The organism is Paenarthrobacter nitroguajacolicus, assembly GCF_029952445.1.
Classification (GTDB): Bacteria; Actinomycetota; Actinomycetes; order Actinomycetales; family Micrococcaceae; genus Arthrobacter; species Arthrobacter nitroguajacolicus_B.
Genome location: NZ_JAQPPK010000034.1, coordinates 22,324 through 48,361, shown reverse-complemented (window position 1 = coordinate 48,361; position 26,038 = coordinate 22,324). Strand labels below are relative to the sequence as shown.

28 protein-coding genes are annotated in these 26,038 nt (G+C 61.4%); 13 read left to right on the top strand and 15 right to left on the bottom strand.

Going from position 1 to position 26,038, the window contains the following annotated elements; all coding sequences use genetic code 11:
• Window positions 1-202: 202 nt before the first annotated feature.
• Complete coding sequence (locus PJL15_RS19925; RefSeq protein WP_281452872.1) at window positions 203-799, top strand: hypothetical protein; 597 nt, start codon at window positions 203-205, stop codon at window positions 797-799.
• Window positions 800-1,178: 379 nt separating this feature from the next.
• Here PJL15_RS19925 and PJL15_RS19920 read toward each other — a convergent pair whose 3' ends face one another.
• A complete protein-coding gene (locus PJL15_RS19920) occupies window positions 1,179-2,510 on the bottom strand; it encodes an SEFIR domain-containing protein (RefSeq protein WP_281452871.1) in 1,332 nt (443 codons plus the stop codon).
• 562 nt (window positions 2,511-3,072) lie between these two features.
• On the opposite strand from PJL15_RS19920, the gene PJL15_RS19915 reads away from it, so the two are divergent.
• The 3 genes from PJL15_RS19915 to PJL15_RS19905 all read left to right on the top strand — a co-directional run bounded on the left by PJL15_RS19915 (window position 3,073) and on the right by PJL15_RS19905 (window position 5,920).
• Window positions 3,073-4,167, top strand: coding sequence for a type IV toxin-antitoxin system AbiEi family antitoxin domain-containing protein (locus PJL15_RS19915; RefSeq protein ID WP_281452870.1), 1,095 nt, complete (start codon window positions 3,073-3,075; stop codon window positions 4,165-4,167).
• Window positions 4,164-5,084: a nucleotidyl transferase AbiEii/AbiGii toxin family protein gene (locus tag PJL15_RS19910; protein WP_281452869.1), complete on the top strand. Its 921-nt coding sequence runs from the start codon at window positions 4,164-4,166 to the stop codon at window positions 5,082-5,084. Before PJL15_RS19915 ends, PJL15_RS19910 begins: the two co-directional genes overlap by 4 nt.
• Window positions 5,085-5,506: 422 nt before the next feature.
• Window positions 5,507-5,920 (top strand): hypothetical protein, encoded by a 414-nt coding sequence (locus PJL15_RS19905; protein WP_281452868.1) that lies wholly within the window; start codon window positions 5,507-5,509, stop codon window positions 5,918-5,920.
• Here the strand turns inward: PJL15_RS19905 and PJL15_RS19900 are convergent.
• The 4 genes from PJL15_RS19900 to PJL15_RS19885 form a co-directional block, all read right to left on the bottom strand.
• Window positions 5,906-6,859, bottom strand: coding sequence for a hypothetical protein (locus PJL15_RS19900; RefSeq protein WP_281452867.1), 954 nt, complete (start codon window positions 6,857-6,859; stop codon window positions 5,906-5,908). The genes PJL15_RS19905 and PJL15_RS19900 overlap by 15 nt on opposite strands.
• A 356-nt stretch (window positions 6,860-7,215) precedes the next feature.
• A complete protein-coding gene (locus tag PJL15_RS19895) occupies window positions 7,216-8,319 on the bottom strand; it encodes a hypothetical protein (protein ID WP_281452866.1) in 1,104 nt (367 codons plus the stop codon).
• Window positions 8,319-10,088, bottom strand: a complete 1,770-nt coding sequence (locus PJL15_RS19890) for a relaxase/mobilization nuclease domain-containing protein (RefSeq protein ID WP_281452865.1) — start codon at window positions 10,086-10,088, stop codon at window positions 8,319-8,321. Before PJL15_RS19890 ends, PJL15_RS19895 begins: the two co-directional genes overlap by 1 nt.
• Window positions 10,089-10,091: 3 nt before the next feature.
• On the bottom strand, window positions 10,092-10,475 hold the full coding sequence (locus PJL15_RS19885) for a plasmid mobilization protein (RefSeq protein ID WP_281452864.1): 384 nt from the start codon (window positions 10,473-10,475) through the stop codon (window positions 10,092-10,094).
• Window positions 10,476-10,682: 207 nt separating this feature from the next.
• Here PJL15_RS19885 and PJL15_RS19880 point away from each other — a divergent pair, with 207 nt between their 5' ends.
• The gene (locus PJL15_RS19880; protein WP_281452863.1) at window positions 10,683-11,018 is read left to right on the top strand and encodes a hypothetical protein; all 336 of its coding nucleotides are present in this window, start codon (window positions 10,683-10,685) and stop codon (window positions 11,016-11,018) included.
• A gap of 733 nt (window positions 11,019-11,751) precedes the next feature.
• Window positions 11,752-12,294 (top strand): CPBP family intramembrane glutamic endopeptidase, encoded by a 543-nt coding sequence (locus tag PJL15_RS19875; protein WP_281452862.1) that lies wholly within the window; start codon window positions 11,752-11,754, stop codon window positions 12,292-12,294.
• 106 nt (window positions 12,295-12,400) lie between these two features.
• Here PJL15_RS19875 and PJL15_RS19870 read toward each other — a convergent pair whose 3' ends face one another.
• From PJL15_RS19870 to PJL15_RS19830, 9 genes are all read right to left on the bottom strand, one after another.
• A complete protein-coding gene (locus PJL15_RS19870; protein ID WP_281452861.1) occupies window positions 12,401-12,664 on the bottom strand; it encodes a ParB family protein in 264 nt (87 codons plus the stop codon).
• Window positions 12,665-12,717: 53 nt separating this feature from the next.
• A complete protein-coding gene (locus PJL15_RS19865) occupies window positions 12,718-13,584 on the bottom strand; it encodes a single-stranded DNA-binding protein (RefSeq protein ID WP_281452860.1) in 867 nt (288 codons plus the stop codon).
• A gap of 5 nt (window positions 13,585-13,589) precedes the next feature.
• A complete protein-coding gene (locus tag PJL15_RS19860; protein ID WP_281452859.1) occupies window positions 13,590-13,847 on the bottom strand; it encodes a glutaredoxin family protein in 258 nt (85 codons plus the stop codon).
• Window positions 13,847-14,053, bottom strand: a complete 207-nt coding sequence (locus PJL15_RS19855; RefSeq protein ID WP_281452858.1) for a hypothetical protein — start codon at window positions 14,051-14,053, stop codon at window positions 13,847-13,849. The genes PJL15_RS19860 and PJL15_RS19855 overlap by 1 nt, the downstream gene beginning before the upstream one ends.
• Window positions 14,054-14,503: 450 nt before the next feature.
• Complete coding sequence (locus PJL15_RS19850; protein WP_281452857.1) at window positions 14,504-14,872, bottom strand: hypothetical protein; 369 nt, start codon at window positions 14,870-14,872, stop codon at window positions 14,504-14,506.
• Window positions 14,873-15,116: 244 nt separating this feature from the next.
• Entirely contained in the window at window positions 15,117-16,457 is a 1,341-nt protein-coding gene (locus tag PJL15_RS19845; RefSeq protein WP_281452856.1) for a ParB/RepB/Spo0J family partition protein, read from the bottom strand.
• A gap of 581 nt (window positions 16,458-17,038) precedes the next feature.
• Window positions 17,039-17,947: a DNA-processing protein DprA gene (gene dprA / locus PJL15_RS19840; RefSeq protein ID WP_281452855.1), complete on the bottom strand. Its 909-nt coding sequence runs from the start codon at window positions 17,945-17,947 to the stop codon at window positions 17,039-17,041.
• Between the two features lie 532 nt (window positions 17,948-18,479).
• The gene (locus tag PJL15_RS19835) at window positions 18,480-18,614 is read right to left on the bottom strand and encodes a hypothetical protein (RefSeq protein WP_281452854.1); all 135 of its coding nucleotides are present in this window, start codon (window positions 18,612-18,614) and stop codon (window positions 18,480-18,482) included.
• A 223-nt stretch (window positions 18,615-18,837) separates the two neighbouring features.
• Window positions 18,838-19,842: a DUF4192 domain-containing protein gene (locus tag PJL15_RS19830; RefSeq protein ID WP_281452853.1), complete on the bottom strand. Its 1,005-nt coding sequence runs from the start codon at window positions 19,840-19,842 to the stop codon at window positions 18,838-18,840.
• Between the two features lie 1,473 nt (window positions 19,843-21,315).
• On the opposite strand from PJL15_RS19830, the gene PJL15_RS19825 reads away from it, so the two are divergent.
• The 5 genes from PJL15_RS19825 to PJL15_RS19800 all read left to right on the top strand — a co-directional run bounded on the left by PJL15_RS19825 (window position 21,316) and on the right by PJL15_RS19800 (window position 24,085).
• On the top strand, window positions 21,316-21,639 hold the full coding sequence (locus PJL15_RS19825) for a hypothetical protein (protein WP_281452852.1): 324 nt from the start codon (window positions 21,316-21,318) through the stop codon (window positions 21,637-21,639).
• Between the two features lie 320 nt (window positions 21,640-21,959).
• Window positions 21,960-22,709 carry an ATP-dependent DNA ligase gene (locus tag PJL15_RS19820; protein ID WP_281452851.1) on the top strand — a complete coding sequence of 250 codons (750 nt, stop codon included), beginning with the start codon at window positions 21,960-21,962 and terminating at the stop codon, window positions 22,707-22,709.
• A 516-nt stretch (window positions 22,710-23,225) separates the two neighbouring features.
• Window positions 23,226-23,534 carry a hypothetical protein gene (locus PJL15_RS19810; RefSeq protein ID WP_281452849.1) on the top strand — a complete coding sequence of 103 codons (309 nt, stop codon included), beginning with the start codon at window positions 23,226-23,228 and terminating at the stop codon, window positions 23,532-23,534.
• Window positions 23,534-23,932, top strand: a complete 399-nt coding sequence (locus PJL15_RS19805) for an antitoxin Xre/MbcA/ParS toxin-binding domain-containing protein (RefSeq protein WP_281452848.1) — start codon at window positions 23,534-23,536, stop codon at window positions 23,930-23,932. The genes PJL15_RS19810 and PJL15_RS19805 overlap by 1 nt, the downstream gene beginning before the upstream one ends.
• Window positions 23,933-23,941: 9 nt before the next feature.
• Window positions 23,942-24,085 carry a hypothetical protein gene (locus PJL15_RS19800; RefSeq protein ID WP_281452847.1) on the top strand — a complete coding sequence of 48 codons (144 nt, stop codon included), beginning with the start codon at window positions 23,942-23,944 and terminating at the stop codon, window positions 24,083-24,085.
• Window positions 24,086-24,189: 104 nt separating this feature from the next.
• Here PJL15_RS19800 and PJL15_RS19795 read toward each other — a convergent pair whose 3' ends face one another.
• A complete protein-coding gene (locus tag PJL15_RS19795) occupies window positions 24,190-24,552 on the bottom strand; it encodes a hypothetical protein (RefSeq protein WP_281452846.1) in 363 nt (120 codons plus the stop codon).
• A gap of 200 nt (window positions 24,553-24,752) precedes the next feature.
• Here PJL15_RS19795 and PJL15_RS19790 point away from each other — a divergent pair, with 200 nt between their 5' ends.
• Together PJL15_RS19790 and PJL15_RS19785 are read left to right on the top strand one after the other, a co-directional pair.
• Window positions 24,753-25,448: a hypothetical protein gene (locus PJL15_RS19790; RefSeq protein WP_281452845.1), complete on the top strand. Its 696-nt coding sequence runs from the start codon at window positions 24,753-24,755 to the stop codon at window positions 25,446-25,448.
• 86 nt (window positions 25,449-25,534) lie between these two features.
• Window positions 25,535-25,924, top strand: a complete 390-nt coding sequence (locus PJL15_RS19785; RefSeq protein ID WP_281452844.1) for a hypothetical protein — start codon at window positions 25,535-25,537, stop codon at window positions 25,922-25,924.
• The last annotated feature ends 114 nt before the right edge of the window (window positions 25,925-26,038 follow it).

Sequence of the window (26,038 nt, the reverse complement as noted above, 5' to 3'; positions counted from 1 at the left end):
CGCAGCTTGAGTGCGCCAGCGAAGGCCGACTCGACCAATTTCTGTTCTTTCCACACGGGTTATTCTGCAGCATGGGTACGTCCGAATAACCGAATACGTCCACATCTAATCCGCAGGGACGCCACTAAGGTTGCCGAACAATCTACTACTGGCAACTATTGTTGTCTTCCGGCATACTGATCACTATAGCAACGATGAGGCGATGAAGGGAGGCACGATGGGCTGGTTTACCGAAGGCAGTGACCATGAGGGCTACGTGGTCTGCGTCTTTGCCGACGGAATGTACGGCGCCGGCGGGAAGCACAGGCAGATCAGCCTGATGACACCCGACGGCAACACGATCTGGGAAAACGACGACGACCCGGAGAGCGTGGCATGGCGGCCGCCATCCCAGGTGGTCGGCTGGAAAGTCGCCTGCAGCTGCGAGCCGCTCAACAAACACGTCATCCTCGACCCTCTCTGGACGAGGGTGTGGGATCCGGCAGACGAGGACTTCGAGGGTGGACGCATCTACGCCGGGGATCCCTCCAGCGATGACCCGGAATATGTCGGTGATCGGGAGGATCTGGAACCACTATTCCTGGACGTGTGGCACCACCACGTAGCCCCGGACGCGCATCTCCACGCCATCAGCGCCCTCGGCGCAGAGCTCAAAAGGATCGAAGCTCAGCTCGACGAAGCCGTAGCGGCTGCCCGCGCCGACGGTCTTTCCTGGGACAAAATCGGCAGAGCGTACGGAATCACCCGGCAGGGAGCACGCAAGCGCTGGGATACCCAGGGAATAAGCACTGGGCATTGACCGCGGCTTTCCCAACAGCAGTGACGGTTCGGCTACCACTGAGACCAGCAGCTCTCTCAGACAGCCAGCTCGACCATGATTAAACATGGCTCAGATGCCCTAAAGCTGGGTTTAAGGGGCCCCTTGGCTGAGCCGAAGGACGAGGCCGGCGACGAGGGGGAACCTTGATCGGATCAGGGCCTTGGTTGGCCCGACGTAAAAAGCCCCAAGTCAGCGCCCGCGGCCGCATTTGAGCCGCTGTTCCGTTGGGCACATACGCGCCGATGCATCGCGGCACCCCTTGTCCAACCAGACTTACGTAACCTGACCAATTGTCGGAGTCAACGCTCGCGTCAGACCTTGGTCGCGGCAACGACCATGAGCGGAGCCACAGGTCTTCTCAGCTCGGAGGGCTTATCCAACAAAACTCCTGAGGAGGGAGCTCGCCTGCCAGCGACCCGGCGGCGTCCGTGATCTGAACGGAGGCGGTAACGCACCCCGGCGCATACACCTGGTTGCCGTAGGAGGTATTTCGTCCTGGAATGGAAAAATTGCCACTGAACTCAGGGACTTCTGACTTGAACGCAGCCAGTCCATCACCAGCTCGTCGCTCAACCACCTTATTAACTGTCGATCCATCCAAGGTATTGATGACCCTCACCCAAGTTGTGTTGCACTTTGGGGCATGTTTGATTTGCACGGTTGCTAGTGGGTTGTCCGTGCCCAGTCGCTTTATCTGGAGCGTATCAATGGTGGAGGTGCCAGCATCAGCGCAGCCGCTTGGATTGGTCCCGTCATATGCGGCCGCCAATTTTGCCTGATCCGTCTCCGGAGGAAGCGGCTGAGGGGTTACGTCAACAGCTGTTGGGTTATTCGGCGAAGCGGACGGTGAAGGGCTCGTCGAACAAACAGACCACCGGGCCATGTCGCAGAAGTTTTTAAGGGCACCAGAAGCGTTGTTGGCGAATGCCGCAAAGGTAATGAGGGCCGCCACCACCCCACCGATCGTCACCTTCGCCCACAAGGAACCCTTACGAGTTCGCGGGGCCTCTCCGAGCGGTGGCTTGCTGAGAGATACCGAGTGGTCAGAGCTACTCCCGGCGTCCGGGTCTCCTGCCTTGATTTCATCTAGCTCGCCTCGCTTGGCCGCGATAGGGCTTGAAGCAGCACCATGAGCTGCGTCTCCGGGCAACTTCGCCGGAAGCTCTGGGGCGTCTTTTCTTACAGGCCGTGCATGCAGGGGCCGACCGTAGATCCTACGAAGGAGCGGCTCAATTCCACGCGCATCCATGCTCGTGATTCGGTACCACTGCAACCTGTGCAGGTCCAATGGGATGCTCTCTTTGCCCACTCCTGGGAGGAGGACCAAGAGGGCCTTCCTTTGAAACGCGAGTTGGTCTTCGTTGAACACCCCTTTGAGGGTATCCGCCTCAGATACGACACCAGCTCCGAGATGAGGGGAGTTGGTACCCTCCCACCGTTGACGCCATGCGTCCGAAACCAAAATCAGTACGAGATCGCAGTTCTGGACCTGTCGTTGTCCCCATCGAGTCCAATCGACGTCGGGATCCGTTTCACTCCATAGATCGAGGGAAACCGTGACGCCATTGGACATCAAGAGCGTTGAAAATTGAACAACCTTCTCAATCCATTCTTCGGACTGGAGGTCAGACCAGTCTTCATCTCGATGCGCCCAACTCACGAGAGCGGTTGGTCCCACGAACCCATTCATGGACTGAGTTTACGGCCGACCTGGCCGATTCTCGGGGAACGTATGCCCTTATCGCGACTGCTTAGCTCGCGGGATACTTCCCGCTGGGACTTCCCGGAATGCTTCGCGACGATTACCTTTTCGGGCGCCTATGGCGGCACGTATCCATTCGACTCCGACTCCGGCCGGCCTGGTCTTAGGCCGCGCCGGTGACGAGCCCGTCAGCCACAGGCGCGGAAGGGGTCATGGTTATCATGGCTAAGAGTCCATTCGGGCACAGGAAGATCGATCCTCCGGCCGGACGAGAAGCCAAACTGCCCCGTCAACCGAGGGGCGTATTCGTAGGCATCTCAGACTTGAACTGTACTGTCCCGCATCCGTGGCACCAGCCGATGGGCCTCTCGCATCCAAACATTGTTCATCTGGAAGAAGCACGGCACCGATCCCATCTCAGGTGCGAAGCCTGCGCCACAACGGACTCTAGATACAGATTTTGTATCACTTGGGGTTACAAAATCAGCACTTAGAGCTGAGAAATGATTGCTCATGCTGAGTTTGTCTCTTTTAACGATACAATGTCAGTATGTCATCTGAAGTACTGGCGACAGTAAGTGAGCTCGCGGCAGCCCAATGGGGGCTTCTAACCACTCAGCAGGCAGTAGCGCATGGCGTAAGTCGTATGCAACTTGTACGCCTCGTGGATGCTGGACTCCTGGAACGTGTGGAACAGGGAATTTACACAATGGTGTCCAGCACAGATCGTTTCCAGGCCCTTCACGCTGCATGGCTTAGTCTCGATCCTGGGCGCACGGTAGAAGAGCGGATAAGCGAGAGTCGTGAAGCCATCGTTGCGTCCCATACTTCAGCGGCCGCGCTGCACGCTATGGGTGATCTGCTGAACCATGTACCTGAGCTCAACACAAACAGGCGGAAACAAACTGTCCGTTCCATGAGGCTGCATCGACTTCCACTAATCCCGGAGGATGTGGTCCTTGTAGATGCTCTACCTACAACAACTCCCGAACGGACGATCGCCGACCTTATCCAAAGCGGTCACGACCTCACACATGTCGCCGATGCCATAAAGGACGGGCACATCTCCGGCGTACTCGACCTCGCAAAGCTCCGTGAAAAACTAGATACAGTCGCCTACCGCACCCCATACGGCGATGGAAGTGAGCTCCTGGAGAACCTGCTCGATCTAGTGGGACTGAGCACCGCCGCCCTTGCAACGGCGACCGCCAGGTCCCCAGTGGGGCAGCTCATAGCCGCCACAGCCATTCAACAATATCAGGAGGGCCTGTTCGATCAGCTCTCCACGTCTGTGCTTAGCAGCGGAATGGCGGAAGCGATCAAGCAGCTGGCCTCATCGGCCTCCATGGCAAACCTCGCCAATCCCACGCTCACCAACGGAATGGCGGAAGCGATCAAGCAGCTGGCCTCATCGGCCTCCATGGCAAACCTCGCCAATCCCACGCTCACCAACGGAATGGCCGAAACGATCAAGCAGCTGGCCTCATCGGCCTCCATGGCAAACCTCGCCAATCCCACGCTCACCAACGGAATGGCCGAAACGATCAAGCAGCTGGGTGAAGCAAGTCGTCGTTACACAGTCAAGGACGGTCCACGCAAAAGCCTACAAAATACCAAGGACGCGCCCCGGGAGGAAGCATCTTGAAATCACCGACTTCTTACAAGACCAGCCAGAGCTTTTGGCGTGCTGTTACCGAGCATGCGAAAACTGCCAGTAAGAGTGGTGAACGAACCGTGACCGCCTTCTTGGGACAATTCGTACATGAACGATTTTTAGCGCGCATATTTAACGGACCGGGAAATTGGGTGCTGAAAGGGGGAAACGCTGTCCTCGCCAGGGTCAGCGACGCGCGCACAACCCAGGATGTGGATCTATTGCGCCAGCTTGTCGACCTAGACGCGGCCTACCAGGACCTTATTGCCGCCGCGAAGGCGGATCTCAAGGACCATTTCCGCTTTGAACCCGTTAAGAAAACCACTGCTGGGCAAGGCGGAGACCAACCCGCAGTAGAAGGAGTGCGAGTAGTGTTCGACGCGTACTGCGGGAGCCAAAAGGTGCATTCAGTAAAGGTCGACCTGGTGGTGGGATCTATCATGACTGCGGATCCGGAGGAAAGCTTTAGGTCTGTACTGGAGATCGACGGCTTGGACTCCCCCAGAATGCTGCTCTATCCCGTTGTCGACCATATAGCGGACAAACTTTGCGCTACCCAAGCTCGATACGGTTCCGCAAACAAGCGATCAAGCAGAGTTCGTGATCTGATCGATTTAGTAGTCTTTGCTCGTTCTCAAGATATATATGGTGCACCTTTGTCCTTCGCAATAAGCTCAGAGTGGGCCGTACGCAAACTTGAGGGCGATCCGACCTTTGACCCGCCTCTGGAATGGCGAGACCAATACCCATTACTTGCGCGTGAAGTTCCCGCTTGCGGCGAATACACGACATTCGAATCAGCTAGTGCACTGGCCACGAAGCTTTTAGAACCAGCCTGCCGCGGCGAGGCTGCGGAGCAGCGTTGGGATTGCAACACCCTTCAGTGGGTGGCGATCGCAGCTTCCTGAGATGGAGCGACGCTACATTATGTTCGGCGTCTAAGCCCGGCACCAAGGTGCTGCAGGGCTCAATTACGGCCTCTACGACGTGTCTCAATGGCCGAGGTGTTGGGCTTGGGTCCGGGCGCGTTACACGGGGTTGGCTTGGACCTTCCCTGTGGATTTGCCGGCCCCTGCGGCGGCGTGGGCTGCCGGTTAATTTTGCTGGAATTCTCCGAATTGTTTGGCGGCGAGGGCAGCGACCATGAAGGCTACGTCGTCTGCGTCTTCGCCGACGGCATGTACGGCGCCGGCGGGAAACACAGGCAGATCAGCCTGATGACGCCCGACGGCAACACGATCTGGGAAGACAACACCGACCCGGACAGGGTGGCCTGGCGGCGACCTTCCCAAGTGATCGGCTGGAAGAACCCTTCCAAAAGCACGTCATCATGGACCAGCTCTGGACGCGCGTCTGGGACCCCGCCGAAGAAGACCTCACCCACCACCGCATCTACGCCGGCGGCCCTTCCAGCGATGAGGCCACCTACGTCAGCGACCGCGAAGACCTGGAACCGCTGTTCATCGATCAATGGCACTCTCACATCGCCCCAGACCTCCACCTCCACACCATCAGCACCCTGGGCGAGCAGCTCAAGAAGATTGAGGCCCAACTCAACGACGCCGTGGCAGCAGTAGTTCGAGTCACCTTAGGCTTCTTCTTTAGCAGTTCGCTGCCTTATGGCCGTTCGCGCTTCTGCTTGAAACACATCGACTTACTGGCCGATGCTGGGCCCGCGGTCTCGCCCCCGGTGTCGGATCGCCACTGCGACAGGTGTCGTTGCGGCGGGCTAGGGGCCGGCTAGCGGTGCGTATCTGGAGAGCAACTCCCTGCCCGTATGGAACGCGTTACGGACCGTTTCTAACGCTGGTTGGCCGGCGGCGTGTACAGCTAAATTGCGCGGATACGCTAACTGATCCATGGTTCGCTTCGCGAAGGACTTCTGCGGGGATTCATCCAGCTTCTCAAGTATGCGGACCAAACCCACCACCCCCCCTGCATTGACGATTATCTGATTCCTGGCCGCCTCGCTGAGACCGTTGAGGCGGTCATGGATCGATCGAGAGAGCGCCACCTCAACCGCTGTACCAAGCTCGATCACAGAGAGTCTCGGATCCTCGGATTTTGAAGCCGAAAGGTACAACATCCACGCGTCTGCAGGCTGCACCGCCTCCGTGGCCTTCCTGAATGCTGATTCAAGGATTAGTTTCGTGAGCGCCCGATCCGTAGAGAAATCGTAGATGCGTTCCGAGGGAAACCAGGTATATGTGTTGGGACTTCCCGGTTCTTTGAACTGGACCGACCACATGGTGGTCGGCTCCACACCATCCTCGACATTTAGGTTGTTACCACTCCAAAGCTCCATCCACACGACAGCCCGGCTAAACCATTCATTTATTTGAGTCCCAACGTTGTGGGACAAGACAACCTGCTCGCCGGCCCCGGGCTTCGGACGCACCTTGAACGCCACCTGTGAGACGCCAGCCGCCTGCGGATCCCCCGGGCCATGGTTAGTCTCGCCGAACCATATTTCGCCCCATGGTTCGGCACCCGGGATGGTGGGCCACAAGTCGCTTCGAAACGGCTCGACCAAGTTGCCGGATATGCGTCCGGATTCGTCGCGCCTTACCCGCGGGAGCCAAACAGTGAAGTCCGCCATTGAAACGCGGCCTTCAAAGCTCGTTCCAAGGACATCCATGCGGACAGGAAGCCGTGTGAACAGGTGAGCCACCGAATCCATCATGGCAAAAGACTATCGGTGGCACAGTCTGATGACGGGGTTGAGCCGACGACCATGTCCTGAGGCCATCAACGTGAGGCGATAGCTACGATCGTGACGGTCTGCCTGGGAGCGCTGGTAGTGCATGGGCTGTTCACGGTCTAGCTACACCCCGATACACTTTAGTCGGGCGCGCCAGCCGTCCCGCGCTGCGGATATTCACTGAATGCCTGCGAGCCAAGCTGTCTCGGACGCTGCTGGCACCACACACCATTGGAAGCCCACAAACATAGCTGATAGTTAATCCAGGCTTCAATGTGGGAGAGGGACCCGCGGCTCAGCGCCGCAGGACCCCTCTTCGCGCCTACGGCGGGAGTCGTTCAGCGGCCGAGGTGCTGAGCCTGGGTCCGGACACGTTGTGCGGGGTTGGCTTTGACCTTACCAGTGGTCTTGCTGGCGCCGGCGGCTGCGTGGGCTGCCGGGTATTTCTGCTGGGATTGCCCGAATTGTTTGGCGGCGATGGCCCGTTCGGGTGCTCCGGCTGCCCGCATCCTGACTGCTTCGGCTTCCAGGCGACTGGCCTGGTCGTACGCGGCCCCTGCGGCGACGGCAGCCTTCTCCCCTGCGTGTTCGTGCTGTTTGGCGTCCTTGCGGACGGGGCCACCTTCAGCTGCTTGCTTGGGATCCCCGGCGCCGTTCCAATGCTTCAGGAGTTCACGGTCCAGCCGGTCTTTTTCGGCCGTGGGTTTGTCGGCGTATTCCGGGTCGTTGGCCATGGACCAGGCCCGGGCTTTGTCGAGGTCTGCCGGTGAGGGTTCTGTCGCGTGCTGGTCCAGGATGTCTGCGAGCTCGTGGTCGCGGCCGGCCTGGCCGGTGAGGTCCTTCGATTCGGAGGCTTGTTGTTCGGCCTGCTTCCGGGCTTCTTCGGCGAGGGCTTCTGCCCGTGTAGCACCGGTGACGGCTCGGTCGTAGTCCTTCAGGAGGCTGTGGATTTTTTGGGCTTCGGGGTAGAACTCCGGGATGTCGCTCTTCCACCCTTCCAGCCGTGCCCAGCGTTGTGCTTGGGCGAGTCGTTCGGGTGGGGTGTTCATGATGGTGTCGGTGTGCCGGTGGCCTTCACGGAGGAGCCGGTCCGGGTCGATCCCGTACCGTTCGGCGGCGGCGAGGCGCAGTGTTTCTTCGGCGTGGGCTGTGCGGGGGTCGTGGTCGGCCCAGGCGTTGGCGATCTGGTAGGCGTCGCAGATCTCTTTCACGGTGGCGTCGTCCCACCAGGCGGGGTCTTTGACGGGGGCGAGGGTCGCGGCCGCGGTGTCGCGTTCGGTGTTGAAGGCGTGTTGGACGAGGGCGGCGGTCCGGTCGTCGGTGCGGGCTCTTTCTTCCAGGTGGTTGCGCCAAGCGCGAGCCAATTCGCGGCCGATTTGTGCGCTAATGGCCAGGCCATGTTGGAGCGCTTCCTCCAACGGCTGATCAATGTCTTCGCTCATCACAATCCCTTCCCTTCCTGCTGTCCGCGCTGCTGCTGCCGCGCCTTGTCGTCACTTGCGTGTCTGGGTGTGCCGGGTATCTTTCCGCGCCTCTCGACCGGCGCCCCGGCTTGTTGACGTTCGGCGAACATGCGGGCCGCGATGGCCTGCTCGGGCACACCGTCTGCTCGGAGTCGTTCCTCGATCTGGTGCAGCCGCAGCTCGCGGGTTTGCGTTGCGGAGAGTCGGACCGGTTTCTCAATCGTGGCCACTCCCCCGCCACCGTTCTGGGACTGTGGTTTGGCCGGGTTGATGGTCCGGTATTGGTCGTGCACGGCGTCCAGTTTGGTGCGCAGTTCGGTGCCGAGGGATTCGGAGCGGACGGCCCAGCCGTGGGCTTTGAACGCACCGCCGAGGTGTTCGCCCATGTTCGCCCAGGCCCGTACCACCGCGACGGCACCGGCCCGGCGGGACTTGCTGATCGCCGCGTGCGTGCACAGGTCCCCGTACGCCAGGGAGGGTTCCACGACGGCGCGTACTGGCTGGTCGGTGAGTTGGGCGTGTTTGGCGAAAATAGCTGCCGCTTCCCGGAGTTCTTTCGCGGCAGTGTCGCCGTCTTTGCCGGCGGCGACGGCCCAGGCGGAGAACAACCCGGCGCCTTCGCGGGCGACCCTGGCATAAGCCACAGGATCATCCACGGACACTTCGGAAACGGTGCGGAGGTAGCCGTTGAGTTCCTCGAAGTACTTCGCCAGATCCACGCCGGCAACCTCACCGGCTTCCGGGGCAACCGTCGGGCGGTTGCATCGTGCTGCTTCCCACTCCGGCACGGCCGCATCTGGTGACTGCTCTGGCCAAGCGGCCCGCAGGGAGGGCAGGGACAGGTCACCGCCGAGGCGGCCGCCGCCGTACCAGATCGGCGTTTCCCCGTGGACGGGTTTCAGGGCGACGGAGTAGCCGACGACGGCGGTCTCGCCGCCCTCGGCGTAGCGTGGCCGGATCAGCATCGAATTGCCGCGGGCACGGCGGACGAACTCTGCCTCGGACCGTGCGCCGGCGATCGCGGCGCGCAGTTTCATGGCGAGCTCGTACCGGGGCTGGACCTCGGGCATCTGCGCCTCGATCAGGTATTCCCGGGCGGTCCGGTCCAGGAACTTCCACGGCACCATCAACGCGTCCTGGGCGCGCTGCTTCTCGTGCAACGCGTACGCCCGGCGCCTCGCGAGGGCGTGCAGCTCGCCCTCGGCGTACCCGGGTGATTTCACACCCTGGTTCAACAACCGCAGCCCGTGACGCTTCTCGATGTCACGGCACGCGGCCGACGCGCGCGGCCAGTCCTTATCGGTCGCCCAGCGCTTCCCCGATTCGGAGACCATGGATACCGCAATGTGCACGTGGTCGTTGCCGTTGGTGCTCAGTCCGTGGCGGACAGCGACCCAGCGGTAGTCGTCACCGTCGACGCCCTCGAACTTCATCTCCGTCAGGAACTCCCGGACCACGCCCTCCCAAAAAGCGTCGTCCTTCACCCCCGCCCCGGCATCCAACGACAGCGAAGCGTGCCAGATGTGGTGACGGGTCGAACCCCTCCCGTAGATCCGGTTCGGGTGGTCCAGTTCGTACCCCAACGCCACCGCTTTCTGGTGGTCCAGTTCGGTGCCCATGTCCACGGTTGCGATCATGTCCGACGCGCACACCACGTGCTGGTTCGTGTGCTCATTCGACCGGCCAGGCCCCGCCAAATACACGGCAAGCTTGACCGCGCCGGAACCCTTCGTGATCTTCGCGAACACCGGCTACACCACCCTCCGCACGAGCGCATCAATGCGGATCATCAGATCCTTCGCGTACCGCACCGCAGCCGCAGCATCATCAGGGAACTCACTGGTCGCGTTCGCGTACCTGGCGATCTGGTTAATGTTCGACGCAGTCCGGCCCAGCAGGACCCGGATCCGCATCAACTCATCAACGCTCTGCCGCTGCTCCGCCAACCCCGAACCCCGGCCCATCGCCAAACCGGCCTCAATCAAATACCGGGACAGCTTCATGCCATGCAGCAACGCCGCCGCGTCCAGCTTCTCCCGCTCCTCCGTGTTCAACCTGAGCGAGTACTGCTTCTCCCGCCGCTCCGACGCGTGCGCACGACTGACCTGGACACCACGGTCCGCCTCCTCAGCCACAAACACACCCCCCCACGCCAGCGCAGCGACCCCACCCAGCATGGGGACCAAGACACCAGTCTGGCACCATTCCTCCAGGAATCAAATCAAACGCATATGCGTTTGGATAACTTGCACCGCCAACAGAAATTGGCGTGGTTTTCGAAACCTTCTGCTCGGGCGTGTAAAACCCGGGTTGCGCCTGCGCGTCGCAATAGGCTTGCTGGCATGGACATTCAAAGCATCGAACAAGCAGCCGCGGCAAAGCTCGACGCCGACCGCAACGAGCGCATCAGCTTCATTCGCGAAATCGCCGAAGCCTCCGTCAAGTACCGCGAAGCACGCGCGAACCTCACCGCCGCAGAACTGATTCTGAGCCAGCTGCACCGCACAGCCAGGACCCACGGTTGGACTGAGAAGGATCTGAAGGACTTTGGCATTGAACCCAACCCAAAAAACCTGGGCGGCCGTCCCCGCCAAAAACCTGAACGTCGCGCAGCCAGCCGTGACACGAATGGCAGCAACGCTTCCGGCATCGAGATTCCGAGTCGCAACGAAGAGTAACCCCTCGTCCACAGGTGCACGGCAAAAGCTAACTCCTTCGGGCTTTTCCCGCACACAGGTGGACGACGGGACCCAGCTGACCTTCTGCACACAACCACCACGTCACCGCCCGATCATTGGTCGCCCACAGCGGGCGGTGGCTGTGCACAGCCTCCACGCGTAAGCCTCACGTACAACCGGCAAAGTTCCCCATGCTCCAAACCGTGGCGCTGCCGTCTCCCCTGGTCGTCGTGACTGGCGTTTTTCAGCCGGGACGACACACATCCTGTTTGCGGGTCCTGGCGCAGCTGGTGACAGGAACCCTCAACTCAGGGCCGGGATCTCAGGCGCCCAGGGGGCTACCAGTGAGCTACTGGCGGCGATCACCACAGCCGGGAACGGCGACCATCACTACCACAAACATGACGCAACGGACCGCGCCCCAGAATGGGGAACCAATGACCAGGACTGCACAGAACCACGACAGCCCCGGGCCGACTGTCACCCGGGTTACGAATGCAATCGCCCTCACCATTGGCCTTGTCGTGCTCGTTCTCTGCTTAGCCGCAGTGGGGCCAGCTTACGACTCTGGCAGCTATGTCATTGCCAGGGATGGATTATGGTCAGTCGCGGTTCGCTGCCGTCATCGGCGGCATCGTCGGACCGCTCCTTGGGTCCCCGTTGATTCTTTTCGCCATCAACGTCTCTCGCCCCTCCGATGTACCCGCAGCCCGTCATCCCAGGATGGCGTGGCGTGGTGTCGTGCTCCAAGTCCGAAGGACCCCTAAAGGTTCTCGGATTTCGGAACTACACCCTGGGCCAGTGGCGGGGCATGCTCCTGCTTGGGATCGTCGTAGCTGCCTTCTTCTTTGGCTTGAACTACCTGGTCCTGACGAACGTTCACTTCCCCCAGGAGGACTGGTTTCCCAGCGTGGATCCGCGAATGACACCCAAGGAGAACGCGACCCCGGCTATGACCTTCGTTCACGGCCTTCTGTACGCTCCCCTGTCCGAAGAACTTCTCTACCGGGGCCCGCTCGTCGTCGGCATGTGGGTACTCCACCTTGCCACCGCCCGGCAAAAGATCACCGTCAGAATGATGACCGTCTTCGTCGTTGCCTTGGCTGCTGTCACCACCGTCTGGTTCGCCTCGGTGCACAGCCTCTCAGGCGTTTGCAACGTCCTCTCAGCCGGAACCTTCGGAATAGCGGCAGCCATCATGACGATCCGGTTCAAGAGCCTCATTCCCGGCATCATCGCCCACGCCCTGTACAACGCCCCAGTCACTCTCTACTAGCCCTAAAACCCGCGTTCGCCAGCGTCCACAGACACCAAAGAAGGAGGAGGCCGATGGGCCTCCTCCTTCTGCCATTTCACCCGTTCTTCACCGCCAAACCCTTGACTTACGGGTGGTCCTCTTTCGCTGCCGCTTCGGCGCGCGTCCGTCGCCCTGGTCGGAGTTGGCCTGCTTCAACCCCCGGCCATTTCCGGCCATGGTTGTATTTGCGTTGCAGCCGACGCAGTTCCCTGCGTGCAGCTGCTTCGACGAAGTCAGCGATCGACACGTAACCTTCCTGCTGGCCGACGGCAGCGACGGCGGCGCGGATCTGTTTCAGGTCGTCTTCGGTGAAGTACGAGCCCTTTTCCCTACCCGTGGGTCTAGTCATGGCTGGTCATCCTTCTTCGCAGCTTGCCGGTAGTGCCATCAGGCTGCGGAGGTTTAGAACGGCGGTTCGGAGTCGGGGCCGTTGCCCCAGGAACCGGAGTTGGCTGCGGAGTTCGCGGCCCACGGGTCATCCTGCTGGCGGGGCTGTCCGGTGTTTGCCTGGTTGCCGAACCCTCCCCCATTTCCGCCGCCATGGTTGGTGCGTTGGGTGCGGTTGATCTTGGCGTTGGCGTATCGCAGGGACGGGCCGATCTCGTCTACCTCGAGTTCAATAACGGTGCGCTTCTCGCCCTCTTTGGTTTCGTAAGACCGGGACTTCAACCGGCCGGAAACGATGACGCGGGTACCTTTGGTCAGGGACTCGGCCACGTTCTCGGCCGCTTCCCGCCATACGCTGGCGCGGAGGAACAACGTCTCCCCGTCCTTCCATTCGTTGGCTTGACGGTCAAAGGTCCTGGGCGTTGACGCGATGGTGAAATTCGCGACCGCCGATCCCGAAGGTGTGAAGCGCAGCTCGGGATCTGATGTCAGGTTTCCAATGACAGTAATGGTGGTTTCGCCGGCCATGATGGTTCCTTTTCCTCGTGTGCTGGTGGTGTTCTCGATGTCTGTTGTGGTTTCGTTCTGAGGTTCGGTCGCATGTGGTTCATCGTGGGTGAGGTCGTTGGGTTGGTGCTGGTCTGCGGTGTGTTCGTCCCATAGACCGCCGGCACCGAGTGGGGCGCGGGTGATCGCCTCCAGGTACCGGTCATCTCCTCCTTGGTAAGGGACGGCATAGAAACCGTCGTACAGGTCTATGACCTCGGGTTCCACAGGGTCGGGGGTGATCCTGCCGCTGGGGTTGCCCTGCCGGAACAGGTCCACTTCCAGCGGGATCCGTGGGTTGATTTTGAACCCGTCCACCGGGTGCGGTGTGGTCATGGTCTTCACGCTGCCTTGTGGCTCATGGCTGCTTGGACGAGCTTGTCGGGGCGCAGTCCGGACCAGTGGTCCTGGTCATCGGAGTTGTTCACAATGACGGGTGCCTGGGAGTAGCCAAGCTCCGTGGTGATGTATTCCAGGGCGGCGGGTACTTCGGTGATGTCCACGGTCGTGTAGGTGACTCCGTTGGAGTCGAAGTATTCCTTGGTGCGGTCGCAGTTCCGGCAGTTCGGCTTGGTGTAGACCGTGTATGCGGTGGCCATTACTTCCTCCCCATGCCGATGATGAATGCTGCGGCACCGGCGAGGGTGGCGATCACGGTGATGGCCACTGTCGGGACGACGCCCAGGCCGGTCATTGCGCAGATTCCGAGTGCGGCGACGGCGATTTGGGCGACTGCTGCGAGGCCAAGGAAGAATTCTGCGATGGCGAAGTCCCGGGCTGCGGTGTCGGTGGTGGAGGTAGTCATTTTCAGTCCTCGGTTTCGTATGAGTTTTGGTTAGGTTCGTCTGGGCGACTTGATACTTATATTCTAGCGTTTATTCACCTGAATAACTAGGGTTTTACCCCGAAATCTAGGGGTTTTCTGCCTCTCTTTGGTAGTTGTTTTTCTGGTGATTCAGGCGTCTGGTGTGTTTTGGAAGATCGCGGGTAGTAGTCCATCGGAACTCCCCCGGCCGCTGTGAAAGCTGCCCTGTGCGTGTGGTTCCTATGCCTGTGTCAGGTCGGCCCCGCTCCCCCAGTGTGTCGTCAAGGCTGAAAGAACTGTTCCACGGCGGCCGGTACGACGGCGGCGGTTGGCTTGGACCATGGGGAAGGTGCCCGTTCGGCGGGTCCTTGGGTTAAGAGCGGAAGGGCCGGCACTTGAAAGTGCCGGCCCTTCCTGTTTTCCCTCTGCAAAGGAAATCTGTGGTTCAGTCTAGCGGACTTTGGCTTTGCTCTGCTGGCGGGCCTGTGGCTTACGGTCGTGCGCCTGTCCCCACAGGAAGACGCCGATAGCGGATGCGAAGCCTCCCACGATCAGGCCGCCGAACAGGCCGCGGCTGCCTTGCGCGATCAGGGACGCGAGGGGAACTGCGATCGCCGTGCCGAAAGCGAGGTCGATGCCTGCGGGGTTCCCGATGGTTCGCAGTGGTGCCTGTCGGAAGGCTGCGGCAGCTGCCACATATGCGAAAACAAGGACGGCGTTCATTAGGAGCATGGCCAGCAGTGACCAGTCGAAGGTCCCGGCGAAGCCGCTGTTCATGAAGTCGCTGAGGGGGTTATCCGGTATCGGTGGCTTGGTCATGGTGACTCCTGCCATGGGATGAGCTTCGCGGTGGCGAGTCGATGGAGTAGCCAGGTGGCCGGCGAAACGCGGCTTTTGGCGGGTGATTGCCTGGTGGCGGTGAACGGCGGTCCGTCGCTGGTGAGTGGCTACTGTGGTTCGCCCTGGGCGACGGCCCGCCCGACGTTTGGGAGGTTCCCGGCCCAGCTAGTGGTGAGTGGCGGGGGCCTTGCCGGGCGGTGGGGTTCCGCCCGGCAAGGGGTTCCTAGGCCGCTTCTTCTTCGGCTGGTTTTCCGCTGTCGATGATGATCTGCTCAACCTCGCTCGGCGTGTAGCCCCATGTGACGAGCTGGTTCAGATAGTCCCGGTGGGTATTGGACGGGGACCGCCACGAGTCCTTGGCAATGGACTTCTCGTATCCGGCGCAAACCAGCGCAATCAGGGAGAACTCGGGCCGGGCTGTGGACTTTGCCACGTGGTCCCTCAGCGGGTTCCACGCCCATGACTTCTCTCCCTCGATCTTGGCGCTGACCATTTCGGCTGCAACTTCTCCGTCGTAAGTCCGGGCGACGTCGGAGTGGTGCGTGATCGCGTGGACAGTGAAGTACTGCCAGCCCTTCGGTGCCTGCTTCTTCGCCAACAGGGTTTTGACGAATTCCCGACGAACGGTGGTGGCCGATTCCATGGCCTTGTTGTTGGCGATCAGGGTTTTACGTTCGGCCTTCTGTTCCTCAGTCATCGGCCCCTTATTGGCCGATGACGACTGGTAGCCATACCGCTGGGTGAAACCAAGTTCCTTCCACCCGACGATCACCGGGACGGTGGAGAATTCACCCCGATAGTCCTGACTGATGTAGACGGCGTTCGCGTCCTCTTCGGTGGCCGGTTCTCCGTCTACCCGCTTCAGCGACGTAACCGTGGCGGTTTCTTCATCGTCGTAACCGGGCCTTTCAACAATGGTTTCGCCAGTTGCTGCAACCTCTGCGGTGTACGCCGCGAGGGCAGCGGCTGCTGCCCGGTCGTCGCGGAGCTGCTGCGCGACGTGGAACAGCTGGTCCGGTTCGTCCTGAATGGCCGTTTCCAGTTCAAGGGTTGCTTCCTCGTCGCCTTCAAATTCGGCGAGGATCAGGGCTTCCTCGATGGTGAAGCCTCTGCCCAGGGCGGCGGTTCCGGCCTCGGATGCTTTGGCTTTCAATGCGCCTTCCACGGTGGCCTTTTTCCGTCCGGTCTTCTTGGCGATCGCTGCCGCCGATACGCCGATCAGGGACAGCTGGTGGTAGGCGTCGGCTTCGTCCGCGTCGGTCAGTTCGGCCCGCTGGATGTTCTCCACCACTTGCGTGACGATGCGTTCGGCTTCTTCCGGGCTGTTGATGATCATCACAGGGATTTCGGGGCGCTTGGCTTCGACGGCTCCGAGGGTGCGACGCTGTCCCATCAGCACGTGCACGGTGCCGTCGTCCTTGCGGTGGGCGATCACTGGCTCCATGACACCGTGTTCTTTGATGCTGGCAACGAAGTCAACGGTCAGGGCGGCGTCTTTGCGGACGTTGATATCCACGGTCAGGGTGGTGGGGTCGAGCATTTCCAGCGTTGGTGCTGCGTTCATGGTTTTGTGTCCTTTTGCAGAGGAATGGTGAGGGAGCGGTGTGACCCGGCCAGCTACTTTCTTTCCTCCCCCGTTGTTTTTTGGTTGCTGGCAAGCTTGCTTGCTTGGCGGCCAGCGGATCCCTGTCTACCCGCAGGGCAAGGTGCTGGAAATCTTCGAAAGGAAATAAGCGAAGCGCCGTCGAAGAATTCCAGTGCCGCAGGCCCCGACTGCTTTTGGAGGGGCTAGACGGGGTGGAGTGGACGCCTACAATCCGGAGGACAGCAACCAGAAAACGTCGTAGACAAGCAGGTGATGACGGGCAGGAGCTCTGCGACGGACCGGCAGCGCCTAATAGCCGGCCACGGAGTGGGCGCCCAAAAGGGGTGCGAGCCCTGCGAGCATGTTTCTGCCCTGGCCCCCACGCGGATCCGCCCAAGTTGTTCCAGGCGTGGGCTTGCCGCGCGCATTAGGTGACCACGGCCGGACCTGTCGCGGGACGGCGGTCCGTCGCCGGCGACCACCCACAAGGGCCGGCCAGCTGCGGCGGACCGCCCGCCCACACAAGGCGACCGGCCCCGAAGGACCGGCCACCAGTGGGGTTAGTCGGCGAGTATCTCGGCTACGTCGGCGGCGTCACTGACCAGAAAGGCACCGCTTTCTCGAAGGAGCTTGTGGCATCCGGCCGAGTTGGCGCTGTGCACGCTGCCCGGTACTGCGGCGACGTGACGGCCGATGGTTTCGGCGTGGTGCGCTGCGCTCAGTGCCCCGGAACGCCACCTTGCTTCGACGATGCAGGTGACTCCGGCCAGGGCGGCCATGATGCGGTTGCGCTGGAGGAAACGGTGCCGCGTCGGCGCGTTTCCTGGGGGCTGCTCTGAGATGATCAGGCCGGTGGCTTTGATCGCGGCCGCGAGGTCCGCGTTTCCGGATGGGTAAACCCGGTCAAGACCACCAGCGGCGACGGCGATCGTCGCCGTGACGTTGCCGTTAGAGCCAGCGAGGGCACCGCGGTGAGCGTGGGCGTCGATGCCATACCCCAGGCCGGAGATCACGCAGAGGCCGCGTTGGGCCAGTCCGTGGGCCATCTCGCCTGTCACGGCAGCGCCGTAGCTGGTCGAGTCTCGGGATCCGGTCACCGCGGCCGCGCGGTTCACCGGGGGTATCCCGTGGGCGATGTTCCCGACGTACCAGAGGCCGTACGGGGCATCGGGCAGGTCATCGAGGCCGATGGGCCAGTGCTCGTCTCCCGGGATGAGGAAACCGCCGCCCAAGCGTTCGATGGTAGCCAAGTCGTTCTCAGGGTCCACGTCTTGGATGCGGGGTGCCCATCGCCGCAGCGCCTCGGTGAGGTCCGCTTCTGTGATGTGCCGGAAAGTGTGGGGCGGTTGTTCCCCAGTGGCCACTCTCAGCGCCGCAAATGCGCCCAACGCTCGCACGAGGGCGCGGCCTGTTGTGTCCTGGGGGTCAAAGTGCCGAGTAAGGGCGGCGCGTGCAACGCGATCGTTCATGGTTTTGTGTCCTTTGCAGAGGAATGGTGAGGGAGCGGTGTGACCCGGCCAGCTACTTTCTTTCCTCCCCCGTTGTTTTTTGGCTGCTGGCGAAGCTTGCGGAGCTGTGGCCGACGGAGGCCTGTCTACCCTTGGGCAAGGTGAAGGAAATTCCCGGAGGAAATAAGCGACGCAGGAGCGCCGTAGGGAAATTCCTGCACCGCAGGCCCCGGAGCCTGCGGAGGGGCTAGACGGGGTGGAGCGGACACATAGAATCCGAAGGACAGCAGCCAAAAAACGTCGTAGACACAAAGGTGCAGGGTGTCCGGAGCTCTGCGACGGCGCGCCCTGGACCCAACAGCCGGCCACGGAGCGAAGCGAAGTGGACGCCCAAAAGGGTGCGAGCCCCGCGAGCATGCTTCTGCCCCGGTCCCCGCGGATCCACCCAAGTTGCCCTTAGTTGGTAAGGCGAAAGAGCCGGCCCCACCGGGGCCGGCTCTTACTGTTTTCTCGGCAAAAGAAAATTGTGGGGGCAGCGTCAGCCCTGCGTGCTTTACAGCTCGTCTAACCGGTGGTCTACCAGGGGCCGGTCAACTGGTCCGGTGACGGGTCCGGCCGTGAGTAGGCGCAGCTCCAGGACGTCTTCGGCTGGGCTGGCGTCGGGGGCGACGGTGTCTGCCTCGGTCATGCGGATCTCTTCGGCCACGGCGGGGACCTGCCTTCGGGTGTTGGGCTGCTTGTCCTTTCACCGTATCGGCTGTTTCTGCGGTTTGGCTGGATAGTGGCTACGCCCGCGGCAGCGTTATCGCGGCCGGCGGAGCGGAGCGGGGGAGGCCGCGCGCCCCTGGGCGAGATCCCACGGGTAGGGCCGGACCCTTGTGCTGGGGTCCGGCCCTACTTTGTTTAGCGGCCTATGGGCGGGTGTAGGCCTTTTTCGGGTCTCTTACGCAGTCCGCCAGCAGGCCACGGTTGACCAGATCGGCCATGAGTTCGGCGAACCGGAACCCTTCTACGTCCTCCAGTGCGAGCTTGAAGTAGCGGGCCGCGAAGCTGGACTTGCCTTTGAGCCATTCAATCCAGCCGATCACGCTCAGCATCGGGGCACGTTGTCCATCGGGGGTGACTTTCATCAGTTCGAATACGAGTTCCTGGGCGGTGTCCACGCGGGTCCAGTCGGGCCGGGCAACGAACACACCCAGCAGCACGGAAGTGAACTGATCCGGGGCGTTGGTGATGGTGTCCGCCATCAGGTAATCCCGGGTGATGGGGTGCTGCAACGCTCCTGCCAGTTCCAGCGCGGCTTCATGCGTGAGGCCTTTGGGGTTTTGCAGGAGTTCGGCCCACTGGGCGCGTCGTGCTTCGGTGTTCTCGGGCCAGCCGTCGGGCTTGTGTGCGGCGATGGTTTCGCGGGCTGCGGCCTCACCGGTGAACGGCTCGGGGTTCGTGAAGCCGGTGACGTTGCTTCCCCGGTAGATCAGGGCTGCGTTGCCGCTGCTGTTGGTGATCTCGTCCAGTGACCGCTCGGGGCAGCAAACCGGGTCCATGCAGAGGTAGTTGCTCCATACTTCTGAGGTCACCATCCATGCGTCTTTCAGGGGCATCCGCGCTGTCTCCAACTCGATCCGTAGCGCCTGCACGTATTCGGAGAACGGGCGGGGGTCCGCCGTGGTGTTCTCGTCCGTGTAGATGACCAACAAAGTTCCCGTCGCGGCTTCGTCGGCGGTCGCGTAGCTGACGACGGTTTGGGCGAATGCCTTGGGTTCGAAGCAAAGCGGGGCATCAAGGCGCAAGGTGGCGCCGAGTGCGTTGCCCTGCATGGTGATCAGGACAAAGGATTCCTTGGGGGTCTCGCCCAGCATGTGCGGGACGTAGGCCAGGATGTCGGCGGGGGTGCTGATGTTGAGGGGCTCGTTCATGGTTTGTGTCCTTTTGCAGAGGAATGGTGAGGGAGCGGTGTGACCCGGCCAGCTACTTTCTTTCCTCCCCCGTTGTTTTTTGGCTGCTGGCGAAGCTTGCGGAGCTGTGGCCGACGGAGGCCTGTCTACCCTTGGGCAAGGTGAAGGAAATTCCCGGAGGAAATAAGCGACGCAGGAGCGCCGTAGGGAAATTCCTGCACCGCAGGCCCCGGAGCCTGCGGAGGGGCTAGACGGGGTGGAGCGGACACATAGAATCCGAAGGACAGCAGCCAAAAAACGTCGTAGACACAAAGGTGCAGGGTGTCCGGAGCTCTGCGACGGCGCGCCCTGGACCCAACAGCCGGCCACGGAGCGAAGCGAAGTGGACGCCCAAAAGGGTGCGAGCCCCGCGAGCATGCCTTATTCCCGAAACTGTCAGTCTGGGCCACTAAGGTAAGGAACGTCCCGCCTGGTTTCCCCCAATCCCAGGCGGGACACTTTTCTTAGAGGGAGAGGAAGGCGATGGGTCCGGTTAACTTCCTTCGTCGTTGCGGATCCTGGAGTTGGCGCGGTACGCCATGATCGAAGCTCCCAGTGCTGTGAGTGAGAGAACGAAATTCACGATGGTCATCGGTTCCATGAGGTTTCCTTATCGGTGAGTTGGCCATATCCTGAGAAAGGAGACCGGTGGCCGCAACCTGAGCGGTCACGACCACCGGATTGTGTGACTACTACCTCCTCGCTTTACGCTTCCGCTTCCGAGTTCCAGCTCGGGAGCGTTTGCTCTTTAAGCGCGCGTTCCGCGTGGAGAGTAGAGCGATGACAGCTGTCATCAGGCTCACGACCGAAGTCGCGAGCTTGATCGCTTCGTCGATGCTCATGTAGCCACCCCCCTTCTGCCCCGCCGTGCGAGGCCCCCACGTCGCAGCCGGTCGAGGGTGGGCCGTCAACCCCGAAGAGTGAGCGGGCAATCCCGCGAAATAAGGGAGCGCAGCGACCGGGCGGGATTCCCCGGTCGCGTGGGTTGACGGGTCGGGCCCCCGGACGGCTACGATCAGTGGCCTTGTACGGAGAACAAGCCAGCCATCTGTAAGGCAAAAAGAGGCTTTTGCAGGCCGAAGCGAAGCGAGGGTCCGTTTCCTGGTGAAGCGCAGCGGAACCTGTCTTCAGATGGTTGCACCCCTCGGTATGTGGGAACAGCTGGCCGCTATCCTGTCGGAGCCCTGGCCCATGCTTGGATGAGTATCCAGCAATAATGAGAGGGATAACCATGATTCCGATGCGAGCCAGGGCGCACTATCGACTGGGCGGCCTCATATGCCGCGTGCGAGGAACCCACCGGCTTTCCCTCGTTGTGGCCCATAGGTTTGAGCCTGGGAAGGGTGAGCGCAGCCAGAGACGCCCATTCTGCACGGTCTGCTGGCAAATGCCAGGCGATTAAGGCTGGCCGAGCAAGGCCATCCTCAAACATCCCGAATACTTCAAAGGAGCAGCATGCTTGGTTTCAAAGTGAACGTACAAAACGAGGACAAAAACGCTGAGTTGGAGATCCAGGGCTTCCTGGATCAGGAGACGGCAGAGGGTTTCGCGAACGCAGTTCACGAAACCCTGCAGATGGCCGTGGAAGAGTACGACGAGATCACCGGTTTCGAAGTTGGCCGGCCCGGCCCCATGGAACCCCGCGATGACGCCCCCGAAGCGGATATTGAATACTTCATCGATCAGATCACCATGTCCGTCATGAATCCCGAACCGGAGAACCTGGTCAAAGGCGAGTCCCCCGTGCGGTTCGCTGTTGAGCACCCCGTGGAGTTCTAACCGGGCGCCACTCCCATGGCCGGGCCGCACGTCGCGGCACGAACGGAAAGGGATCGATGAGCGAGTCCATCCCACCGGCACTGCAACCACCGGTTGCAGTTGCCCTGGCGAAACTCGTAAAGGCATTCCCCGGACCCAATGCCCTTCCGGGTGGAATTTTCGCCAAACCCAAGTGGGCAATTAACATGCATGCCGATCAATCGCGTTCATCGCTCCCGACGGGGTCAGGCTGTTCTCCCGGCAAAGCAAGGACTTCACCCGGGTCTTTCCCGACCACGCCCGGGCGCTGGAAGCGCAGGTGCCGCCGGGGTGGTGAAGCGGTGATCCGGAACGGGGACAGGCTGGACTTCGACGCGCTGCAGCGGCGCATGGTCACCGCCAGGGCGGCGCCCCCGGGCGTGGTCAAGAAACTGCCGGCCGCGTTCGCGGCCTTCGATGTCCTTGCCGTCGCCGGACACGATATCAGGGAGATCCCGTTCACGAACCGGCGGGCTCTGCTCGAGGAACTGGCCACGGACTGGGCCGCGCCGTTGAACCTCTCCCCCACAACCACGGACATGGACTTGGCGAAGACGTGGTTGAAGGAGCTGCCCGCCACAGGGGTCGAAGGGCTGGTGTTCAAGGGAGGCAACCAGCCCTACCACAGCGGGGTCAGGGCGTGGTTGAAGCTCAAACACAAAGACCTCACCGACATCGCGTGCGCCGCGGTGATCGGACCGATCACCCAGCCCCAGGCCTTCATCGCCGGGCTCCCCGTGGACGGGCAACTACGCATCGTCGGCCGCTCCACCGTCCTGTCCACCGTCACAGCCAGGGAACTCCGCCAGTACCTGCGCCCGGCGAAGCCGGGGCACCCCTGGCCCGAGGACATCAGCGAAACAGCGCTGAACAGGTTCAGCAAAGACAAAAGCCCCGTCCACCTCACCTTCATCGATCCGATCGTCCTCGAAGTCACAACAGATGTGGCATGGTCCGGGAACGCCTACCGGCACCCGATCAGCTACGTCCGGGCCCGCCCCGACCTGGACCCCGCCGACGTCGAAATCCCGCCGCAGCTTCCCACCCAGTAGCCCCCGTTCGTCGCGCAGGCGCGGGTTTTGCACATGGTGGTCAGGTGGAGCCCTCCGCGCAGCTCAGGTTGTCCACCACTGTGTGAAACCCGCCCCTGGCCTTAAATGTCAGGGCCTCAATGGAGGCTAGGTCCAGCGGCCCACCTTACGGGCCGCTATACTTTTGGCGTGTCATTCGAATATATATTCGAATAGGTGTGGTAATGGGAGATGAGTCGGTGAAGGCGTTGCACGCGCGGTACTCCAAGCGTGCGCAGCCGTTCGGGCTCACCTTGGAGGAGCTTGATTTCAAGAACTTTCCTGTCTCCCATGGCTTCCCGGGGATCCCGGTGAAGGCGTGGATGAGGTTCCCGAACTGCGCCGAGCTCGTCGACGGCGAAGTGTTCGCCTGGACAACGAAGGCCGCGGAAGTCAGATGGCAGGACGGGCCCATGACCTACCGGACATGGGTGTGGGCGTCAGCTGTCACCCGCCGCGACGAGATCAACAGCAGGAACCTAGGAGAGCGCGTACACCGTGACAGCAACAGCAGCCCACGACACCAGCACCGGCACCGTGGTCGAGGTCCGGTTCAGCCCGACCGGCCGGCCGTTGGCCGTCCGGTATGACGGGCGCGTCTGGGTGATCACCGAAGAACCAGTCCACTGGTTCGAAAGGGACTCCTGGTGGGAAACCCGCCGCGCCGCCCCGGTCGGAGTCGGGAACATCGTGGACATCGAGTACTGGCGCGTCCAGGTCAAACTCTCCGCCCGGGCCGAGCTGCGCACCTTCCTGCTGCGCCGGAACCCCGGCACCGACCAGTGGCTGCTGGATTCCATCAGCTAATGCCAGACCTGTACCGCTCCCCCATCCCGCCCCAGCTGTGGGACAGGATCCGGGAAGAATACGGCCTGCCCACCCTGGAGCAGGTCAGGGAACGCCTCACCGCCGTGTCGCAGAATCCGGAGCCGGTGATGCGGCGGCTCGTGCGTGTCTTCATTCACGACCAAGGAACCTACCGCCCCGGCTACCAGTTCCAGCCGGACCTGACCCTCAACCCCGTGGTGACAGGCTTGTTCGACCGGGCCATGGAGCTGCGGATCCCCCACAACTATCTCGCACTGTGGATGATGACGCCCTGCCCCGCACTGGACGGATCCCGCCCGGTCGACCGGCTCAAACCCGGCGATAGGGCAGCCCTGCACGCGGCGCTGGAGTCAACGCTGGCGCGGGCGGTTGCCTAAAATATGGGAGTGAAAGTAACCCTGACCGTACAGGCCGGCAACGGCGACCTCAGCCGCGTCGAAGCAGAAGCCGACACCTACGAAGCAGCCAAGGTCGCCGCCGAAACCCAGATCCCCGACGGCTCAAAAGCCATCGCCATCCGCACAGCATAATCCCAGGGCGTTTCCTTGGAAGTGTTGTGCTGGACAGTGCAGTGCTGGTTACAGGGAAGCGACCTTCACTCGTTTCCCAGGTGCGCCAGTCAGGCCTTCGGCACCTATTCAGGGGTCCCCGCCCACCCGGGAATCAGCTCGTTCAGCTCCTTGATGCGTTCCGGGTGGCGGCCGCGCAGGGCATGCTTACGGTACGCGGCCACAAGGCTCGTCAAAGACCGCTCAGTCTCGTCACCGGCCGACGGATGCGGCCGCCGCCCATTCTTCGCCGTCCAGTCGAGCAGCTCATCGCGTCGTTCCTGCCACAAGCGCTGACTGCCGAAAGCCCGCCCGTTCGCCCAACCAGTGCAACCTGCGTCCAGCAACGACGCTGCTTCCGGGTCGAATCGACCTTGACGCTGCAGGATCCGCATGCGCTTCAGCGCGCGGTACAGCTCCTCCTCTTCACCGCCAGAAGCGGCCGTCACGCGCGGTAACGTCCCGACCTCTAGGTAGAACGCGATGATCTGCTGAGCGGACGCGACTGGACCACCAGGCATCGAGGGACTGGGAACAGCAGACACCTCGCCACGATATCGAATATCCGCACCCCTTCACTTGGCTGTCGCACACCGTAACTGTTTGAGAAAATGAACTGGTCGATGTACAAAACACAGAAGGACGGGCCGTGACCCACGAATTTGAAGGCCCGGAGCGGCTGAGCGCTGATGAGTGGGTGAACCTCATCGATGCGATTGCGGCAGGTCGTGGTTCCACCGTCTTTCAAGAGGAACCTGACGAAGACCCCTACTGGCCATCAGATTCGTACCGTGCCAAGCCCAGCTTGGAGGACATCCAGGAACAGATCCGGCGTGAACAGGCAATCATTGATGACAAACTGCAATCAGGCAGTCCCATATACGCAGTCACGGCCTACGGCCCCAATAGGGTGCACATTACGACCTGTCACCATGTCCGCCCCACACTCGATCGATTCGAAGCTTGGGCACCAGTAGTGCATGGATACTCCACGCTCCGGCCCGCCACCCTCAGCGTGACTAAAATGCCTCGGCTGTTCACTCGCCAAGAAGCCGAAGCCCTCAACAGCTATGTCGCGTGTACTGCTTGCTCCCCGGAGCTGAACCATCATCGCAAGACGTTTAGTTTCCCGGTCCGGCCAATGAAGGCCAAGAGTTTCGGTCCACACCACATCGGACGCACTGTCTTCACCCTCGAAGGCGAAGAACTGGGACACTTCGTCAGTCACCAGAGAATCGTCACAGCCCAAGGGATCCGGAGCATCACGACAACGACACTTCGCGTCCTGGAGGGACACGGTGACTGTGAAGAGCAATTCATTGTTGCGCCAAGAGAATCGGCGTAACTCCACCTCGTCAAATCCGAAACGCCATTTGGTGTGCCGTCGCCGGTTGGGCCGATTCCCGCTCACGCCCGCAGTAGGCTGGCATCATGACAACTCCTGTGCCTTCGCTGACCGCTGTTTCGCTGTACCCAGGTAACGGTTCCTTCATTGTGAAGTATGAGCTGAGCGGACCAGTCCCCTCGTCAGATACCTTCCTCGTAGGCGTCCACGGCGCAAGCCAAGACGGCCAGGTTGTTCGGCAGTTAGGCATCAAATTCCTGGATGGCAAATGCATTGCTAACTTTGTGTTCGACCACAACGCGGCGCGGCAAGAAAACTTCGAGTACGTTCCAGTTGGCGACGATCCGCGTGTAATCCACACACCGTTGCCCTCGCCCCCGCTTGATGACCTTGGGCAATCCCCTAAACTTCGCGGCTACCTGAACTATGCCGGCAGTGACCGGCAAACTGACGTCGAAGTCCAAATTATCCGTTAGCTATACAGTCCCGGTTCGTGAGCGATCGTTCCTGCTCACGATCATGTACCGAGGAAGCGAACATGGAGTAAGGCGGCCGAGGTTTCTCATGCACACCTTTGAAGATGCTGGATC

Excerpts from the sequence above, each read along its gene's own strand:
- PJL15_RS19855 (WP_281452858.1), bottom strand. The coding sequence starts at position 14,053 with ATGACTACCTCCACCACCGACACCGCAGCCCGGGACTTCGCCATCGCA.
- dprA (WP_281452855.1), bottom strand. The coding sequence starts at position 17,947 with ATGAACGATCGCGTTGCACGCGCCGCCCTTACTCGGCACTTTGACCCC.
- PJL15_RS19925 (WP_281452872.1), top strand. The coding sequence starts at position 203 with ATGAAGGGAGGCACGATGGGCTGGTTTACCGAAGGCAGTGACCATGAG.
- PJL15_RS19880 (WP_281452863.1), top strand. The coding sequence starts at position 10,683 with ATGGACATTCAAAGCATCGAACAAGCAGCCGCGGCAAAGCTCGACGCC.
- PJL15_RS19785 (WP_281452844.1), top strand. The coding sequence starts at position 25,535 with ATGACAACTCCTGTGCCTTCGCTGACCGCTGTTTCGCTGTACCCAGGT.
- PJL15_RS19830 (WP_281452853.1), bottom strand. The coding sequence starts at position 19,842 with ATGAACGAGCCCCTCAACATCAGCACCCCCGCCGACATCCTGGCCTAC.
- PJL15_RS19870 (WP_281452861.1), bottom strand. The coding sequence starts at position 12,664 with ATGACTAGACCCACGGGTAGGGAAAAGGGCTCGTACTTCACCGAAGAC.
- PJL15_RS19825 (WP_281452852.1), top strand. The coding sequence starts at position 21,316 with ATGCTTGGTTTCAAAGTGAACGTACAAAACGAGGACAAAAACGCTGAG.
- PJL15_RS19860 (WP_281452859.1), bottom strand. The coding sequence starts at position 13,847 with ATGGCCACCGCATACACGGTCTACACCAAGCCGAACTGCCGGAACTGC.
- PJL15_RS19905 (WP_281452868.1), top strand. The coding sequence starts at position 5,507 with ATGGACCAGCTCTGGACGCGCGTCTGGGACCCCGCCGAAGAAGACCTC.
- PJL15_RS19835 (WP_281452854.1), bottom strand. The coding sequence starts at position 18,614 with ATGACCGAGGCAGACACCGTCGCCCCCGACGCCAGCCCAGCCGAAGAC.
- PJL15_RS19850 (WP_281452857.1), bottom strand. The coding sequence starts at position 14,872 with ATGACCAAGCCACCGATACCGGATAACCCCCTCAGCGACTTCATGAAC.
- PJL15_RS19920 (WP_281452871.1), bottom strand. The coding sequence starts at position 2,510 with ATGAATGGGTTCGTGGGACCAACCGCTCTCGTGAGTTGGGCGCATCGA.
- PJL15_RS19805 (WP_281452848.1), top strand. The coding sequence starts at position 23,534 with ATGCCAGACCTGTACCGCTCCCCCATCCCGCCCCAGCTGTGGGACAGG.
- PJL15_RS19895 (WP_281452866.1), bottom strand. The coding sequence starts at position 8,319 with ATGAGCGAAGACATTGATCAGCCGTTGGAGGAAGCGCTCCAACATGGC.
- PJL15_RS19900 (WP_281452867.1), bottom strand. The coding sequence starts at position 6,859 with ATGATGGATTCGGTGGCTCACCTGTTCACACGGCTTCCTGTCCGCATG.
- PJL15_RS19845 (WP_281452856.1), bottom strand. The coding sequence starts at position 16,457 with ATGAACGCAGCACCAACGCTGGAAATGCTCGACCCCACCACCCTGACC.
- PJL15_RS19865 (WP_281452860.1), bottom strand. The coding sequence starts at position 13,584 with ATGACCACACCGCACCCGGTGGACGGGTTCAAAATCAACCCACGGATC.
- PJL15_RS19915 (WP_281452870.1), top strand. The coding sequence starts at position 3,073 with ATGTCATCTGAAGTACTGGCGACAGTAAGTGAGCTCGCGGCAGCCCAA.